This window comes from Enterobacteriaceae endosymbiont of Donacia sparganii (assembly GCF_012569045.1).
Classification (GTDB): Bacteria; Pseudomonadota; Gammaproteobacteria; order Enterobacterales; family Enterobacteriaceae.
Window position 1 is genome coordinate 149878 of record NZ_CP046196.1, and the last position, 18490, is coordinate 168367.

At 17.5% G+C, this 18490-nt stretch carries 14 protein-coding genes, 1 tRNA gene and 1 pseudogene; 10 read left to right on the top strand and 6 right to left on the bottom strand.

All coding sequences use genetic code 11. From position 1 onward, the window contains the following. The first annotated feature begins 61 nt into the window (after nt 1-61). From GJT98_RS00740 to aroC, 7 genes and pseudogenes are all read left to right on the top strand, one after another. A complete protein-coding gene (locus tag GJT98_RS00740; protein WP_168820900.1) occupies nt 62-1561 on the top strand; it encodes a leucyl aminopeptidase in 1500 nt (499 codons plus the stop codon). 44 nt (nt 1562-1605) lie between these two features. Next, complete coding sequence (locus GJT98_RS00745) at nt 1606-4443, top strand: valine--tRNA ligase (protein ID WP_168820902.1); 2838 nt, start codon at nt 1606-1608, stop codon at nt 4441-4443. A gap of 50 nt (nt 4444-4493) precedes the next feature. Continuing rightward, the gene (argF, locus tag GJT98_RS00750) at nt 4494-5522 is read left to right on the top strand and encodes an ornithine carbamoyltransferase (protein ID WP_168820904.1); all 1029 of its coding nucleotides are present in this window, start codon (nt 4494-4496) and stop codon (nt 5520-5522) included. Between the two features lie 502 nt (nt 5523-6024). Beyond that, nucleotides 6025-6993, top strand: a pseudogene (locus tag GJT98_RS00755) (extracellular solute-binding protein); the annotation flags it as partial. Between the two features lie 161 nt (nt 6994-7154). Then, nucleotides 7155-7227 (top strand) — tRNA-Asn (locus GJT98_RS00760). Between the two features lie 84 nt (nt 7228-7311). After that, nucleotides 7312-8220: a 50S ribosomal protein L3 N(5)-glutamine methyltransferase gene (gene prmB, locus GJT98_RS00765; protein WP_168820908.1), complete on the top strand. Its 909-nt coding sequence runs from the start codon at nt 7312-7314 to the stop codon at nt 8218-8220. Nucleotides 8221-8278: 58 nt separating this feature from the next. Further along, nucleotides 8279-9358 carry a chorismate synthase gene (gene aroC / locus GJT98_RS00770; protein WP_168820910.1) on the top strand — a complete coding sequence of 360 codons (1080 nt, stop codon included), beginning with the start codon at nt 8279-8281 and terminating at the stop codon, nt 9356-9358. On the opposite strand, the gene GJT98_RS00775 is transcribed toward aroC, so the two are convergent. Further along, nucleotides 9355-9960: a peroxiredoxin gene (locus GJT98_RS00775; protein WP_168820912.1), complete on the bottom strand. Its 606-nt coding sequence runs from the start codon at nt 9958-9960 to the stop codon at nt 9355-9357. The genes aroC and GJT98_RS00775 overlap by 4 nt on opposite strands. Nucleotides 9961-10102: 142 nt before the next feature. On the opposite strand from GJT98_RS00775, the gene secD reads away from it, so the two are divergent. Both secD and secF read left to right on the top strand, forming a co-directional pair. Beyond that, nucleotides 10103-11944 carry a protein translocase subunit SecD gene (gene secD / locus GJT98_RS00780; protein ID WP_168820914.1) on the top strand — a complete coding sequence of 614 codons (1842 nt, stop codon included), beginning with the start codon at nt 10103-10105 and terminating at the stop codon, nt 11942-11944. A 38-nt stretch (nt 11945-11982) separates the two neighbouring features. Next, the gene (secF, locus tag GJT98_RS00785) at nt 11983-12915 is read left to right on the top strand and encodes a protein translocase subunit SecF (protein WP_168820915.1); all 933 of its coding nucleotides are present in this window, start codon (nt 11983-11985) and stop codon (nt 12913-12915) included. 47 nt (nt 12916-12962) lie between these two features. Here secF and GJT98_RS00790 read toward each other — a convergent pair whose 3' ends face one another. The 5 genes from GJT98_RS00790 to GJT98_RS00810 all read right to left on the bottom strand — a co-directional run bounded on the left by GJT98_RS00790 (nt 12963) and on the right by GJT98_RS00810 (nt 17362). Then, nucleotides 12963-14006: a methyltransferase gene (locus tag GJT98_RS00790; RefSeq protein WP_168820917.1), complete on the bottom strand. Its 1044-nt coding sequence runs from the start codon at nt 14004-14006 to the stop codon at nt 12963-12965. A 1-nt stretch (nt 14007) separates the two neighbouring features. Continuing rightward, complete coding sequence (locus GJT98_RS00795) at nt 14008-14844, bottom strand: symmetrical bis(5'-nucleosyl)-tetraphosphatase (protein WP_168820919.1); 837 nt, start codon at nt 14842-14844, stop codon at nt 14008-14010. Between the two features lie 22 nt (nt 14845-14866). After that, entirely contained in the window at nt 14867-15247 is a 381-nt protein-coding gene (gene apaG, locus GJT98_RS00800) for a Co2+/Mg2+ efflux protein ApaG (RefSeq protein WP_168820921.1), read from the bottom strand. Between the two features lie 4 nt (nt 15248-15251). Next, the gene (rsmA, locus tag GJT98_RS00805) at nt 15252-16052 is read right to left on the bottom strand and encodes a 16S rRNA (adenine(1518)-N(6)/adenine(1519)-N(6))-dimethyltransferase RsmA (RefSeq protein ID WP_168820923.1); all 801 of its coding nucleotides are present in this window, start codon (nt 16050-16052) and stop codon (nt 15252-15254) included. Between the two features lie 89 nt (nt 16053-16141). Further along, nucleotides 16142-17362, bottom strand: coding sequence for a peptidylprolyl isomerase (locus GJT98_RS00810; RefSeq protein ID WP_168820925.1), 1221 nt, complete (start codon nt 17360-17362; stop codon nt 16142-16144). Nucleotides 17363-17609: 247 nt separating this feature from the next. Here GJT98_RS00810 and djlA point away from each other — a divergent pair, with 247 nt between their 5' ends. Continuing rightward, nucleotides 17610-18488: a co-chaperone DjlA gene (gene djlA / locus GJT98_RS00815; protein WP_168820927.1), complete on the top strand. Its 879-nt coding sequence runs from the start codon at nt 17610-17612 to the stop codon at nt 18486-18488. Nucleotides 18489-18490 lie beyond the last annotated feature (2 nt).

Below are 18490 nucleotides of genomic sequence, written 5' to 3' on the forward strand. Positions count from 1 at the left end.
TACAAAATATAAAATTATACTTTATTTAAATTATTTTTATTTCTATTTTTGGAGATTATAAATGAAATATACAGCAGAAAAAATAACTTTTTTAAATAAAAATTTATTAGATTGTATAGTAATACCTATATTTGAACAATATAAATTTTCTGAAATTACAAAAAAAATAAATAAAATATCTAATAATTATATATTAGATACTTTAAAAAAAAATAATGTACAAGGGAAAATAAATCAAAATATAATTTTATATAATATTCCTAATTTTTTATGTTCTAAAACAATAATTATAGGTTGTGGAGTTAGAAGTAAACTTAATAGAGAAAAAAATAAATTAATTATATATAATGTTATTAATATTTTAAAAAAACATTTAATTAAAGAAATTAATTGGTACCTTACAGATTTAGAAATAGATAATTATCAATTATATTGGAATATAAGAGATACAATTACCATTATTGAAAAAAATATTTATTTATTTAATAAATTTAAGAAAAATAAATTATCTTTTTCATCTAAAATAAAATTTATTATTACTAATAATAATGATGAAATTTACTTTAATGCTATAAAGCATTCAATAGCTATTAATTTAGGTATTAAAAAAGCTAAAAATATGGCTAATTTACCTCCTAATATATGCACTCCTAAATATTTATCTATTAAATCAACAAAATTAACAAAAAAATATAAAAATTTTTCTATTAAAATTATTGATGAAAAAATGATGCAAAAAATAGGTATGAATGCTTATTTAGCTGTAAGTCAAGGATCTAAAAACAAGCCTTTTATGTCTATAATAGAATATAAAAATAATAATAAGTTACAACCTATAATTTTATTAGGTAAAGGAGTGACTTTTGATTCAGGAGGTATATCTTTAAAACCTAGTAAAAATATGGAAGAAATGAAATATGATATGTGTGGTGCAGCTGCTGTATACGGGACTATGTATGCAATAGCAGAATTACAGTTACCTTTAAATATTATTGCTATTTTAGCTGGTTGTGAAAATATGCTTAGTGCTAATTCATATAGACCTAGTGATATTATAAAAACAATGTCAGGTACTACTGTAGAAATTATAAATACAGATGCCGAAGGACGTTTAATTTTGTGTGATGTATTAACATATATTAAAAAATATAATCCTAAATATGTAATTGATATTGCTACCCTAACAGGAGCTTGTGTTATTGCATTAGGTAATAATATAAGTGGTTTAATGTCTAACAATAAAAAATTATCTAATGAAATCATAAAAGCTTCATTAGAAGCAGATGATAGAGTTTGGGAATTACCTATTAATGATATAAATTATTTTAATAAATTAAAATCTAATATTGCTAATTTAGTTAATAGTAGTGATGGTGTTGCAGGTACAATAACTGCTGCTTGTTTTTTATCTCAATTTACTAAAAAATATAAATGGGCTCACATAGATATAGCAGGAACAGCATGGTATTATATAAATAATAAATCAACTGCTTCAGGAAGACCTATTAATATGTTATGTCAATTTTTGATTAATCAAGCTATAATTATAAATAATAATTAATAATATTAATATAAATTTTATTTATATACAGGATAGTTTTTATCATGGATAAAATATATAATCCAAATATTTTTGAAAAAAAAATTTATAATTATTGGAAAAATAATAATTATTTTAAAAATAAATTAGATAATTCTAAAAAATGTTTTTCTATTATGGTCCCTCCACCTAATATTACAGGTTATTTACATATAGGACATGCATTACAATATACTCTTATAGATATTTTAGTACGATATAATCGTATGTTAGGTAAAAATATATTATGTCAAGTAGGTATTGATCATGCAGGTATTGCAACACAAAATTTAATAGAACAAAAAATTTTTAATGAAACAGGAAAAACAAAAAATGATTATAGTAAAAAATTTTTTTTAGATTATATTTGGAAATGGAAAAATAAATACTGTAATATTATTTATGATCAAATGAAACGATTAGGTTTATCTGCAGATTGGGAAAAAACAAGATTTACTATGGATGATAAATTTACTAAATCTGTAAGAGATATTTTTATAATTCTTTATAATAAAGGATTAATTTATAAAAAAAAGAGATTAATACATTGGGATTTTAAACTTAAAACAGTAATATCTGATTTAGAAGTAGAATATAAAAAAATTAAAACTAATATATGGTATATACGATACCTTTTTGTAGATCAAATAACAACCTTAAATAAGAAAAATTATTTAACTATAGCTACAACTAGACCAGAAACATTATTAGCTGATAGTGCAATAGCTATTAATCCTTTAGATAAGAGATATAATAACTTAATTGGTAAATTTGTAATTATTCCTATAATTAATCGAAAAATACCTATTATAGCAGATCATTACGCTAAAATTACAAAAGGAACTGGGTGTGTTAAAATTAGTCCTGCACATGATTTTAATGATTATCAAGTTGCCATAAGACATAATTTACCTTTAATTAATATTTTTGATCTAGAAGGTAATATATTAAAAAAATGTCAAATTTTTAATGTAAAACAACAAGTAATTAAATTTAATAATAACATACCAAAAAATTTACAAAAAATTAATTTTATAAAAGCAAGAAGTATAATTATAAAAAAAATTAAACAACAAGGATTACTAGATAAATATAAAATAAAATCTACATTAATTCCATTTAGTATTCGTAGTAATACAATTATTATCCCTATGTTAACAAATCAATGGTATTTAAATGTTAAAATTTTATCTAAAAATGCAATAAATGCTGTAAAAAATAAACAAATTATATTTTTTCCTAAAAAATATAAAAATATGTTTTATGCATGGATGAATAATATTCAAGATTGGTGTATATCTCGTCAATTATGGTGGGGACATAAAATACCTGTTTGGTATGATAAACAAAATAAAATTTATGTCGGAAATAATGAAAAAGAAATAAGAAGAAAATATAATTTAGATCAAAATATTAATTTAACACAAGATCCTGATGTTTTAGATACTTGGTTTTCTTCTAGTTTATGGACTTTTATTACTTTAGATTGGCCTAATAATAAAAATTTTTCTTTTTTTCATCCTACTAGTGTTATTATTAGTGGTTTTGATATTATATTTTTTTGGATATCTAGAATGATAATGATAACAATGCATTTTGTTAAAAATAAAGATAATACACCTCAAATTCCCTTTAAAAATATTTTAATGACAGGTTTAATAAGAGATGATAAAGGAAATAAAATGTCAAAATCAAAAGGTAATGTTATTAATCCTTTAGATTTTATTGATGGTTCTTCCTCTATAAATTTTTTAAAAAAAAATAATTTTTTAAAAGATAATAAAATTAATTTAATTAAAAAATTAAAAAAAAAAACATTATATAATAAAATTTATGGAGCAGATGCATTAAGATTTACATTAACTGCTTTATCATCTACAGGTCGTGATATATATTGGGATATAACTAGATTAGAAGGATATCGTAATTTTTGTAATAAAATTTGGAATGCAAGTATTTTTATTTTAAAGAATATAAAATATGAATTTATTAATAAAAAAGAAAATTTGTCTCTAATAGATAGATGGATTTGGTCTGAATATTTTTTAGTTGTAGATTATTATATAAAATCATTAAACAAATATCGTTTTGATCATGCTGCTAATATTTTATATAATTTTATATGGAATAAATTTTGTAATTGGTATTTAGAATATAGTAAAATAATTTTTAAAGAAAATAATCAATTTAATTATATTGGAACACATTATACTTTATATAATCTTTTTGAATCATTATTACGATTATCTCATCCAATAATTCCATTTATTACTGAAGTTATATGGCAAAAAATAATTAAAAATAAAAAAAATATATCTAATAGTAGTATTATGATACAATCTTTTCCTAAAGTAAATAAAATAGAAATAGATAAAAAAATTATAAATATTTTTAATATATTTATTAATGTAATTATAATTATTCGTAATCATAGAATAGAAATGAATATTAAAAATACTAAAAAAATTAATTTATACATAAAAAATATAAGTAATGAATTTGATATATTTTTGAAAAAAAATATAAATATTTTAAAAAAATTTGTAAATTTAAATAAAATTATTTTTATTGAAAAAAATCTTGATTTTCCTAAAAAAACATTAATTAATAAAATTAATAATATTGAATTTGCTATTCCATTAAATAATAAAATTATTAATCAAAAAAAAATATTAAATCAAATTAATAAAAAATTACATGATAATCAAAAAATAATAAATATTTTAAATAAAAATATAAAAAATAAAAATTTTTTATCTAAAGCACCTAAACCAATTATACAAAAAACTTTAGAAAAATTAAAAAATTGTAAGATTTTAAAAAAAGAATTATTACAAAAAAATTTATTGATTAAAAATTTATAAAATTTTATTTTTTATTATTTTAAAATTATTTATAAATCAGGACTTAAATTATGAATCAATTTTATAATAAACATTTTTTAAAATTATCAGATTTTTCTAAAAAAGATCTTTATGAATTAATTAAAATTTCAGAAAAATTAAAATATAAAAAAAAAAAATTTAAAGAAGAAAAAAAATTAATTAATAAAAATATTATTTTAATATATGAAAAAAATTCAACAAGAACAAGATGTTCTTTTGAAATAGCTTGTTTTGATCAAGGAGCAAATATTACTTATTTAAATATAAAAGATAGTCATATAGGTTACAAAGAATCTTTAAAAGATTCTGCTAGAATTTTAAGTAATATGTATCATGGATTACAATATAGAGGACAATATCAAAAAAATATAGAAGTTATTGCAAAATATGCTTCTATTCCTGTATGGAATGGATTAACAAATGAATTTCATCCTACTCAAATATTAGCAGATTTATTAACTATTAAAGAAAATTTAAAAAATAAAAAAATTGAACAAATTAAATTATCATATATAGGTGATATAAATAATAACATATCTTATAGCTTAATAGAAGCATCAATTATAATTGGATTTAAATTATGTTTAATTTCTCCACAAAAATTAAAATCAAATAATAATAAATATATAAATAATATAATAAAAAAAATTAAATATAATAATAATATTCATATTACTAATAATATTAATTTTGGTATAAAAAATACAGATTTTATTTATACTGATGTCTGGTTATCTATGGGAGAAAAAGAATCTCCCCAATTATGGGAAAAAAAAATAAAAGAATTACACACTTATCAAGTTAATAAATCACTATTAATGAAGAGTCAAAATAATAATATTAAAGTTATGCACTGTTTACCTTCATTACATTTATATAATCATTATAAAAATTTATTTAATAAAGCTATAATAGCTAAATATAATTTATATAATGGATTAGAAATAACAGATGAAGTTTTTGAATCTAATAATAGTATTATTTTTCAACAAGCAGAAAATAAAATTCATACCATGAAAGCTATAATTATTACTTCTTTATTAAAAGAAAAATATTAAAATTTATTATAAAAAATTTTTATAAATAAAATTTTAATAAATTATTTTAAAAATTAAATAATAGATTTTTTATAAAAAAATATTTTAACTAAAATTTACTATTTCGATAAGACCATGTATATGAAATATTAAAATTAAAAATAAAATTTGTGTTTTGAAAAAAAAGTCATATTTTACAAATTTAATAAATAAAGTGTTAAAATTTTTAAAAATATAAAATATATATTTTAAAAAAATAAATTTTTCATTAGTCTTATAACAAAGATTATAATTTTTTTTTAAAAATACTAAAAATTATTAACTAAAATTTTTTTAAAAATATCTAATTTATCTAAAAATGTAAAAATTTAAATTTAAGTTATTAAAATTAAATATAAATAATTTAAATATATTTATAAGGTTTAATAAAATGTTTTTATTTTTTAGAATAATATGTATTATTTTTATAATAATATTATTACCAATAACAAAAAAATATTTTAATAATACAAAATTGCATCAAGATACTATTTTTTTTTACAATTGGACAGAATATGTTCCTCAAGAAATTTTAAATAAATTTACTCAAGAAACAGGTATTAAAGTTATTTATTCTACATATGAATCTAATGAAAGTATGTATACTAAATTAAAAACTTATAAAAAACAATCATATGATTTAGTTGTACCTTCTACATATTTTGTAGCTAAAATGAAAAATGAAGGTATGATACAAAAGATAGAAAAAAAAAAAATACCTAATTTTTCAAATTTAGATCATAAATTTTTAAATAAACCATTTGATTTAAATAATGAATATTCTATACCATATATGTGGGGAGCAACAGCTATAGGAATTAATACAAATGTTATAAATCCTAATTCTATTAATAGTTGGAATGATTTATGGAATTTAAAATATCATAAATCTATTTCTTTAATAGATGATGCTAAAGAAGTATTTCAAATGTCATTAATAAAATTAGGTTTACCAGGAAATACTACAAATCCTAATCATTTTAAAAAAGCTTTTATAGATTTAAAAAAATTAATGCCTAATATTATTTCATTTAATTCTGATAATCCTGGATATCCTTTTATTGAAGGTTCAGTAAATATAGGAATGATTTGGAATGGTTCTGCTTTTTCTATACAAAAATTAGGTATTCCTTTAAAATTTATTTGGCCTAAAGAAGGAGGTATTTTTTGGATGGATAGTTTTGTTATTCCTAGTAACGCAAAAAATATTAAAGGAGCGTTAAAATTAATTAATTTTTTATTAAGACCAGATATTGCAGCACAAATAGCTGAAAAAACAGGTTTTTCTACCCCAAATTTAAAAGCTAAAAAATTATTACCATTAGATATAATTAATAATAATATATTATATCCTAATGATGAAATAATTAATAAAGGTATATGGCAAAACGATATTGATATTAATATAAGTAAAAAATATGAAACTTATTTTCAAATATTAAAAAATTTATAATATTAAATTAATTTTTAAATTTTAATTAAAATTAATTATATATTTTTATATAAAAATACTAGTTATATAAACTATATGTTAGTATATTTTCTAAGTTAGAAAATATAATTTTCTTGACAGATAAATAATATTTATATTATATTAGTTTATAAATTATATTTTCCTCTGTAGTTCAGTTGGTAGAACGGCGGACTGTTAATCCGTATGTCACTGGTTCGAATCCAGTCAGGGGAGTAAAATAATTAAAATTTTTATATCATAAAATATATTTTTATATTTAAATTAATTAATATATAATTTTATTATGGGATATATTATATGATAATAAAACTACAACATCTTCTTAAAAAAAAAATTATATATGAATTATTATCTATCCAAGATATTGTACGTTGGATAGCAAGCTGTTTTAGTATGTCTAATTTATGGTATGGTCATGGTAATGATAATCCTTGGGATGAAGCTTTAAATTTAGTATTACCAGTATTAGGGTTACCTCCTTATTTATGGATTAATGTTTATAAATCTAGATTATCTCTTAAAGAACGTAAATTAATTTTTGAATTAGTATTAAAACGTATAAAAAAAAGAATTCCTGTAGTATATTTAACAAACAAAACTTGGTTTTGTGATCATGAACTCTATATTGACAATAGAGTATTAATACCTAGATCTCCAATTTCTGAATTAATTAATAATAAATTCAAATCTATTATTTCATCTAATAGTAAACCTAAATATATATTAGATTTATGTACTGGAAGTGGCTGTATAGCTATTGCTTGCGCATATTTATTTCCTAACGCATATATAGATGCTGTAGATATTTCAATAGATGCAATTAATGTAGCAGAACATAATATTCAATTACATGGATTAGAAAATCGTATTACTCCTATATGTAGTAATTTATTCGATAAATTAAAAAAATCTACTTACGATTTAATTATAACTAATCCTCCATATGTAAATAAAAAAGATATGGCTTTCTTACCAAAAGAATATTCATATGAACCTAAAATAGGATTAATTTCTAATAATAATGGTATAGAAATTATTGAAAAAATAATATCTAAATCACCTTTTTATCTTAAAAAAAATGGAATTTTAATTTGTGAAGTAGGAGATAAAATGTTAGATATTATAGAAAAATATCCAAATATATATTTTCAATGGCTCAATATAAAAAATGGAGGTATAGGTATTTTTAAAATAAAAAATATATAAGGTATTTAACACTTAAATTTCATAAATAATTTTTTTATAAATCTAGGAGCCAATATTTATGTCAGGTAATAGTATCGGCAAATTATTTAAAGTTACAACTTTTGGTGAATCACATGGTACATCTTTAGGATGTATAATAGATGGAGTTCCTCCTAAAATTCCTTTAAAAATAATAGATATACAAAAAGATTTAGATAGACGTAAACCAGGATCATCAAAATATACTTCTCCTCGTAAAGAAATAGATAAAATCCAAATTTTATCAGGTGTATTTAATAATTTAACAACAGGAACAAGTATTGGATTATTAATCAATAATATGGATATTAGATCTAAAGATTATAATAATCTTAAAAATCTCTTTCGTCCCGGTCATGCTGATTATACTTATGAAAAAAAATATGGTATTAGAGATTATAGAGGTGGTGGACGTTCATCAGCTAGAGAAACAACTATGCGTGTAGCAGCAGGAGCTATTGCTAAAAAATATTTGCTAATGAAATATAATATAAAAATTAAAGGATATTTATCCCAAATAGGAGATATTATTTGTGATTTTGATGATTGGAAAGAAGTAAATAAAAATCCTTTTTTTTGTCCAAATAAATATCAAATAAAATCTTTACAAGATTTAATAAATAATTTAAAAAAATCTGGTAATTCTATTGGCGCTAAAATTAGTATTATTGTAGAAAATGTACCAGTAGGTTTAGGAGAACCTGTATTTGATAAATTAGATGCTGAATTAGCTCATGCTATCATGAGTATTAATGCAGTAAAAGGTATTGAAATCGGTGATGGTTTTAATTCTATAAATAAATTAGGAAGTAATTATAGAGACGAAATAAAAAAAAATGGATTTCAAAGTAATAATTCTGGAGGTATTTTAGGAGGAATTAGTACAGGACAAAACATAATTATACATTTTGTAGTAAAACCAACTTCTAGTATTTCTATACCAGGAAAAACAATAAACTTATTAGGAGAAGAAGTATGTTGTATTACACAAGGACGTCATGATCCTTGTGTAGGAATTAGAGCTGTCCCGATAGGAGAAGCAATGGTTGCTATAATTTTAATGGATCATTTATTACGTTATCGAGCACAATGTATTGACAATTTTAGTTATAAAAATTAGGATAATTCATCTATATTTTTAGATAAATAATTACTTATTCCTTTAGTAGTTGGAATTATACTTGTTTTACCTTTTTCCCACTGTGCAGGACATACATCTCCATATTTTTCATTATGTTCTAAAGCATCAACTATACGTATTATTTCATCAACATTTCTTCCAAATTGGAGATCATTTACTAATTGATGTCTTATAATTCCTTTTTTATCTATTAAAAATAAAGCTCTTAATGCTATACCTAATTTAGGATGTTCAATACCGTAAGATTTTTGTATATTTTTTGTAATATCTGATATCATTATAAAATTAATATTTCCTATACCTCCTTTAATAATAGGAGTATTACGCCAAGCATAATGTACAAATTGTGAATCACAAGATATACCTAGTATTTTAACATTTCTTTTTTTAAAATTATTATATTGTTTATTTAATGCTATAATTTCTGTAGGACAAACAAATGTAAAATCTAAAGGCCAAAAAAATAATAAAGTTACTTGGTTTTTTGAATATTCATATAAATTAAAATTATCAATAATTGTTCCATTAGGAAGCACAGCAGATGCATTAAAATCTGGAGCTTTTTTTGTTACCAAAATCATATTTTCCTCATAAATTTTATTTGATATAATATAATTATATATGTTATTTTATACAAAAATTTTATATTTATATATAATATTTTTATAAAAAAATTAAAATTACAATAAAAAATATTTATAATTTATTACAATTAATTATTTTATGTTAAATAAATATAATATCAAACAATATATTTTAATAATTTTACTATTAATATTTAGTATCATATATTCTTTACCAAATATATATAAAGATATTCCTATTATTCAAATAAAATTTTTAAATAAAAAAAATTTAAATTTTATTATTTTTAATAATATTAATAAAATTTTAAAAAAAAATAATTTAATTTATATTAAAGCTTTTTTATATAGAAAAAATATAGAAATTATATTTAATAATATTGAAGATCAATTAAATGCATATAAAGTAATAAAAAATAATCTAAATATAGATAATCATTTTATTAATATTACTACTAAATTAATATCTTCTCTTCCTAATTGGTTAAAATATATAAAAGCTAAACCGATTAACTTAGGTTTAGATTTAAAAGGAGGAATATATTTTTTATTACAAATTGATAATAATTATGTTTTAAAAAAAATAAAAGAACAAAATATTGAAAACATAAAAAAAATTGTAAATATAAAAAATATATCTTTTATTAAAGATGAAAAATTTAATAATTTTAATTATAAAATTTTTTTTAAAAATAAAAAAAGTAGAAATAAAGTATTTTATAAATTAAAAAAAAAAAATAATAATATAATTATTAATTATAAAATTATTGATAATAATGGAATTAAAATATTTTTAAATAAACATGAATTAAATAAATTTAAAAACTTTATTATGGAAAAAAATATTAATGTATTACGTAATAGAGTAAATCAAATAGGAGTTACTGATACTGTAGTTCAAAAAAAAGATTTAAATCATATAATTATAGAACTTCCAGGAGTACAAAATTTTCAAGAAGCAAAAAATATATTAGGTAATACATCAACATTAGAATTTCATTTAATTAATAAAAATAACTTTATTAATAATAAAAATGATTTTTATACTTTTTATTTAAAAAATAAAACACCTATTTTTATAAATAAAAAAAGTATAATAGATGGTTCAAATATAATAAATGCTACTTATAATAAAAATGAATATAATAAACCTCAAGTAAATATTTTTTTAGATAATAAAGGAAGTAATATTATATCTAAATTTACTCAAAAACACATTGGTGATAGTATAGTTACTTTACTTGTAAATTATATAAATAATAAAAAAAATATAAAAAATAATAATTCTATAATTAGAAAAATAAAAATTATTAATATAGCAGTAATTAAAACACAAGTTAATAATACTTTTAGTATTATAGGTCTAACTAATTTTAAAGAAGCAAAAAAATTAGCTTTTTTATTAAAATCTGGTAAATTAAGTTCTCCTGTAAAAATTATACAAGAAAAAATAATAGGTCCTTCTATTGGAAGGAAAAATATTATTCAAGGAATAAAAGCTTGTTTAATAGGGATTTTAATATGTATTATTTTTATGGTATTTTATTATAAAATTTTTGGTATTATTGCAATAATAGCATTATTTATAAATATACTTTTAATTATTAGTTTTTTTTCTTTATTACCAGGTTTAACCTTAACTATGTCAGGGATTACTGGTATAGTATTAACATTAGTTATAGCATTAAATACTAATATTTTAATAAATGAAAGAATAAAAGAAGAAATAAATAAAAAATTATTTATTCATAAAGCAATTTATTTTGGATATAAAAAAACTTTACCTAGTATTTTAGATATTAATATAATTACTATTATTAATACTTGTATTTTAAAAATTTTTGGATCTAGAGAAATGCAAGGTTTTGCTATTACAACTTTTATTGGGATTATTACATCTATATTTACTTCTGTATTTATAACTTGGTTAATTGTGAATTTTTTATATAGTAATAAAAAAATAAAAAAATTATCTATTTAAATTATAGTGTAAAATAAAATAAAATAAAATTAAATTATATGTATCTTTTAAATAATAAAATTACTAAATTTATAAAAAATAAAAAATTAAAATATTATAATTTTATGAAATGGAATAAATATGCTTTTACTATTTCTAGTATATGGATTATATTTTCTCTTATAATTATTTATTTTAATCATTTTAATTGGGGATTAGATTTTACAGGAGGAACTATAGTTGAATTAAGTTTTAATAAACCAATAAAAAATGTTAAAAAAATAAAGTTTTTATTACAAAAAATATTTATATCAAAAATTAATATTATTTTTTTTAAAAAAAAAAATATTATTTTAATTAAATTATCAAAAAAATTTATAAATAATAGATTTATAAAAAAAAAATTATTAATCATATTTAATAATTTTTTAAAATATCAATATAAAATTAAAAAAATAGAATTTTTAGGTCCTAATATAGATAAAAACTTTATTTTTTCTGGATTTGCAGCTGTTTTAGCAGTATTTTTAAGTATAAGTTTATATATTGGATTTAGATTTGAATGGAATTTATCATTTAGTATAATTTTATCTTTATTACATGATTTAATTATTACTATGGGATTAATTTCTTTATTACATATTGAAATAGATTTAACTATAATTACATCTTTTATATCAATAATTAGTTATTCTTTAAATGATAGTATCATAATTTTAGATAGAATAAGAGAAAATTGTTTTTTTATTAAAAATAAAAATATTATAAATATTATTAATTTATCTATAAATCAAACTATTAAAAGAAGTATTATTACTTCAAATATATTATTAATAATGTTATTAAATTTATATTTTTTTGGAGGAATTTTATTAAAAAATTTTGCATTTATTATGATTATAGGTATAATAATAGGAACTTTATCTTCAATATATATTGTATCTGCAATAGCATCAAAAATAGGGATTGATATAGATCATATTAATAATTAATAATTAATTAATATTTATTTTTTTTTACAAAAAAATTACTTTAAAATTTATATATTTTTTATTTTATATACAGAAAATTTTTTATTTTTAGATAAAATAAAAAATTTATATGTAAAATTATTAAAAATTTTTTTATATGGTATAAAATTATTAGCTACAAATAATAATTCTCCTTTATATTTTATATTTTTTTTAAATTCATCTATCATTTGATAAATAAATGTTAAGGAATATTTTAAATCATCATGAAAAGGGGGATTAGATATGATGAAATCAAATTTGTCTTTAATATTAGAATAAATATTACTAGGAAATACATGAATATTTTTTATTAAATTTTCTTTTAATGTTTTTTTAGTTGAATAAACTGCTTTAGCATCTATATCTACCGAATATATTGAATATTTTTTTTTATATTTTCTCATATTATTATTTATAATTATAGAAATAATTCCAGAACCACAACCTAAATCTAATATCTTACCTTTTATTAAAGAATAATTATTAATAGTAGAAATTAGTAATTCACTACCATTATCAATCTTATTACCTCCAAATACTCCAGGTAAATTATATATTTTATAATTATTATAATTATAATAATTCCAATAATTATTTATATTAAAAGAAATATGTTTAGTTAAAATTCCATAAAAAATAATATGTTTCCTTGCATTAATAGTATTTTTAAAATTAATTATTTTAAATTTTTCTAGATTATGAAGGCTTCTAACTCCACTATTATTAGCACCTAAAATAAATATTTTAGTTTTTAAAGATAAAAATGATAAAATATTATTTAAAATAAATATAGATTCTTGTTTATTTTTTAACCAAAAAAATATAAGAACATTAAAATTATATTTTTTATATTTATTTTTCATAATTCCATAACATAAATTTTTTTTACAAAAATTTTTTTTTAACCATGTATAATAGTTATAATTATAAGTATTAATAAAACTAAATAAAGTATTTAAATATATAGGTATTTTATCTTTAATATTCCCTGCAAAAATAATTTTTTTATTTAAAAATTTATCTTTAAACAAATTTATAAAATACTTATTTATTGGTGATAATACATACATTTTAAATTATACAATTTATATTATAAAATTTTTTTTTTTCCCATGAAAAAATTGTTAAATTTTTTCCCCAACAACATCCAGTATCTAATCCTATAATATTTTTAGGAGTATATTGTCCACCTTGTAAATCAGACCAATGACCAAAAAATATTGTATATTTATTATATAAGTTATTAGGAATCCAAAACCATGGTTTTAATATTTTAGAAGTAATATCATTAGGAGCTTTTTTAGTTAACATTTCTAACTTACCATCTGGATAACAATATCTCATTTTTGTTAATGCATTAATAATAAAATTAAAACGTTGAAATCCTATTAATGTATTTTTTTTCCAGTCATTTATTTGATATTTTTCATTATTCATATAATCTAAAAATATTTTATTATTTTTCCCAGATATTATATTTTGCGCTTCATTAGAAGCGGATAATATAATATTAATATTATCCCATTGGGGGGTAATACCTGCATGTGACATTAAAATTTTTTTATTTTCATCATATTGAACTAAGGGTTGATATTTTAACCAAGAATTAATAATAAATCTTATTTTATTATCTTTTAATAAATTTAAAATTTCTTGATCATTTATATAATTAATATTAGTCCCTAAAATTAGGGATATTAAATATAAATCATGATTTCCTAAAACTAATTTTATAGATTTTTTAATAGAATATAAAAAATATAAAACTTTTATAGAATCTGGTCCTCTAGATATAAGATCACCTGTGATCCACAATTGATCTTTTTTATAATTAAAATTAATTTTTTTTAATAAGGAAATAAATTCATTATAGTGACCATGAATATCTCCAATAAAATAAGTAGTCATATTTTTTTATATAATAATTGTATTAATGAATATAAGTTTTAATTGCTAAACGGAATATAGGAATATCTATATGATAGACATGATTATTTTCATCTATCATTATATAATGTCCTTGCATAATTCCAATCGGAGTTTTTAAAATTGTACCACTAGTATAGTGAAAATCATTTCCTGGTTTAATATATGGTTTATGACCTATTATTCCTTCACCGTATATTTGAGTTTTTTCACCATTACCATTAGTAATGGTCCAATAACGACTAATTAATTGTAAAATTTTTTTTCCTAAATTATGTATAGTAATTGTATAAGCGAAAACATAACGATTAACAGCAGGTATTGATTGTGATTCTATATAAATACTATGTACTTTTATATAAACTTGAGATAATAATGATTTCATAAGTTTATAACCTTTTATTATTTAATTCTAACCAATGAGCTAATTGACAATATTCTGATATTGAAACATTTTCAGCACGAATTTTATGATCAATACCTAAATAATTTAATTCTTCTATGGAAAATAAATTTCTTAAACTATTTCGTAAAATTTTTCTTCTCATGCTAAAAGCTTGTTTTATAATTTTTGTTAAAAAAAAAATATTTTTAAAATTATAAGGATTATTAATATAAGGTCTCATATACACCATAGTAGAAAATATTTTAGGTTTAGGGAAAAAAGAATTTGGTTTAATTTCTATTAAAGATTTTATTTTACAAAATAATTGCGTCATTATACTTAAACAACCATAATTTTTTTCTCCAGGATGAGCAGTTAAACAATTTACTACTTCTTTTTGCATTATAAAATTCATATCTTTAATATTATATAAGTATTTAAATAAATAAAATATTATTGTAATAGAAATATTATACGGTAAACTACCAAATATACGTATTCTTTTTTTATATTTTTTTATTAAAATTAAAAAATCAAAATTTAATACATTATTTAAAATAATATTTACATTTGAATCCATTAAAATCTTATTTTTTTTTAAAAGATTAACAAAATTTTGATCAATTTCAATTATTGAAATATTTTTATTATAATTAATAATTGGAATAGTTAATGCTCCTAAACCTGGCCCTATTTCTACCATAATATGGTAATATTTAGGATTTATAAAAGATATAATTTGTTTTATAATTTTTCTGTTAACTAAAATATGTTGACCATATTTTTTTTTAAAAAAAATTTTCATATTATTAATATATAATATTTTTATTTTATCAAAAATTTATTATTTATATATATCTAATATTAGATATTAATACAATAATATTTTTATAATTAAATTATATTTTTTATATACATATTTTGGGATTTTTCATAAATCAATAAATCAGCTTCTTTTTCTATACTTTCTGTTAAAATAATTTGATATGCTTTTTTTTTAAAAAATAATTTATTATTTAAAATATTTTTTTTATCTAATAATTGTATTATAAAAAAACTATCAGATTCTTTAATAGGTAAACTAAATTCATTTATTTTTAATTTTTTTATAATTTTTTTAAATTTTGGAGAAAAATTATTTAATAATATCCAATTTTTATTATCTCCATATTTAATAGTTATTATATCATCAGAAAATAATTGAGCTGCTTTTTTAAAGGTAATTTTTTTTTTTAAAATATTAAAATATATATTATTAATTTTTTTATAAAAATCTTTATTACTTAAATTTTTTTTTTTAATAAATATAAATCTTAATAAAACTTTTTCATTATCTAAATTATCTATTAATTTAATATTATTTATTTGTAAAATTAGTAATTTTGAATTTAAATATATTGGTCCTATTACATCTTTTTTTTTAGAATTATCTAAATAATTAATAATATTTTTTGATAATTTATTTTCTATATTTTTTAAAATTATTTTTTTTATATTAAAATGAGAAATAAATATTTTTATATTATATTTTTTTGTATTATTATTTAATTTTTTATTTTTTAAAATATTTACTAATTGATTTAATAATATAATTTTATTATGAAAATTATTTTTTAAAGATTTTTTATTAATTAAAAAATAAAAAATAGTAATATTATATATTTTACGGTTTTTTGATTTTTGATATAATTGATTAGTTAATGAATTAATTTCTTCATCATAAATATTAATATCTTTTTGTACTAATTTAATTTTCAATATATTTATTAAAATAATTTCTTTTAAAATATTAAAATATCTTTGATAATTAATATTTTTAATTAAAAAATTTTTTTTTAATATATTTTCATTAATATTATTAAGTTTATATATTTTAAATATAATATTATCTACATTTTCTTCTGAAAAAGAAAAATCAGAACTTTTCATTATTTGTAAAAAAATATAATGTTTTATTATATCTTTAGTATTTTTAATATTTAAAATAGAATATAATTGTGGATATATACTATTATTAATTTTTTTTGTAAAAGATAAAATATTATCTATATCTTGTTTTAAAAAAATATCTTCATTTATAATTATTTTAATACTATTAATATTTTGCATAGACATACATTTAGAAATATTGAATATACAGCAAAATAATACTATAATATAAATTATTTTTCGAATTATCATTTTTAATCCTATTAGGTAGATAGATAAGTATAAATATATATTATTAATATATAATAAAAAATTTTAATTTATTAAATTTCTATTATTAAAAATAATATTTAATTATAATAATTTTATATATTAATTATCTATTATAATAGATAATATGAATTATAATTTAAATATATTTATTGAGGAAAATATGTTTTCTTTTTTAACATTATTATTATTTTTAATAAAATTTATAATTAATTATAATATAAGTTATAATTTATTAAATATAATAATATTTATATTAATTAGTTATTTTATTAATAAAATAACTAAATTTTATAATAAAAAACGTTATGTTAACTATATAAATAGTATAAGAAAAATATTTCTTCAAACTAATTTTGAAGTTATGGGATATATAAGTAAATCTAAAGGTTTTATAAGTAAAAATGATATAAATTTTACAATTATATTAATGAAAAAAATAAATTTAAATAATAAAGAAATAAATTTTGCTAAAAAAGCATTTAAAAATGGTAAGAAAAAAAATTATCCTTTAATTTTTAAATTAAATAATTTAAATTATTTAATTTATAAAAATATAAATTTAATAAATAAATTTATAGAAATACAAATTGAACTATCTTTTATAAATAGATATTTACATTCTAAAACTAGAAAAATATTAAATATTATTTTTGAAGAATTTAATATATCATCTTATGAACTTTTATCCATAATAAATAAATTAAAATATAATAATAACCATATTAATGAAGAAGATTTATTTTTTAATTATAATTTTAATAAAGAAAAAAATAATAACTATCATCATAGTAATAATGATAATAAGTTTCAAAATATAAATAATCATAAAACAGATTTAGAGAAAGCATATGAATTATTAGGTATTAAATATAATGACAATCTTTTAACCATAAAAAGAGCATATCATAAATTAATTAGTAAATATCATCCAGATAAATTAATTTCAAAAGGTTATTCATTAAAAAAATTAGAAATAGCAAAAATTAAAACACAAAATATACATAAAGCATATAGTATAATTAAAAAACATATTACATAATA

What these genes read in the sequence shown, in the direction of transcription:
- GJT98_RS00740 (WP_168820900.1), top strand. Translation starts at nt 62, where the DNA reads ATGAAATATACAGCAGAAAAAATAACTTTTTTAAATAAAAATTTATTA.
- GJT98_RS00745 (WP_168820902.1), top strand. Translation starts at nt 1,606, where the DNA reads ATGGATAAAATATATAATCCAAATATTTTTGAAAAAAAAATTTATAAT.
- argF (WP_168820904.1), top strand. Translation starts at nt 4,494, where the DNA reads ATGAATCAATTTTATAATAAACATTTTTTAAAATTATCAGATTTTTCT.
- prmB (WP_168820908.1), top strand. Translation starts at nt 7,312, where the DNA reads ATGATAATAAAACTACAACATCTTCTTAAAAAAAAAATTATATATGAA.
- aroC (WP_168820910.1), top strand. Translation starts at nt 8,279, where the DNA reads ATGTCAGGTAATAGTATCGGCAAATTATTTAAAGTTACAACTTTTGGT.
- GJT98_RS00775 (WP_168820912.1), bottom strand. Translation starts at nt 9,960, where the DNA reads ATGATTTTGGTAACAAAAAAAGCTCCAGATTTTAATGCATCTGCTGTG.
- secD (WP_168820914.1), top strand. Translation starts at nt 10,103, where the DNA reads ATGTTAAATAAATATAATATCAAACAATATATTTTAATAATTTTACTA.
- secF (WP_168820915.1), top strand. Translation starts at nt 11,983, where the DNA reads ATGTATCTTTTAAATAATAAAATTACTAAATTTATAAAAAATAAAAAA.
- GJT98_RS00790 (WP_168820917.1), bottom strand. Translation starts at nt 14,006, where the DNA reads ATGTATGTATTATCACCAATAAATAAGTATTTTATAAATTTGTTTAAA.
- GJT98_RS00795 (WP_168820919.1), bottom strand. Translation starts at nt 14,844, where the DNA reads ATGACTACTTATTTTATTGGAGATATTCATGGTCACTATAATGAATTT.
- apaG (WP_168820921.1), bottom strand. Translation starts at nt 15,247, where the DNA reads ATGAAATCATTATTATCTCAAGTTTATATAAAAGTACATAGTATTTAT.
- rsmA (WP_168820923.1), bottom strand. Translation starts at nt 16,052, where the DNA reads ATGAAAATTTTTTTTAAAAAAAAATATGGTCAACATATTTTAGTTAAC.
- GJT98_RS00810 (WP_168820925.1), bottom strand. Translation starts at nt 17,362, where the DNA reads ATGTCTATGCAAAATATTAATAGTATTAAAATAATTATAAATGAAGAT.
- djlA (WP_168820927.1), top strand. Translation starts at nt 17,610, where the DNA reads ATGTTTTCTTTTTTAACATTATTATTATTTTTAATAAAATTTATAATT.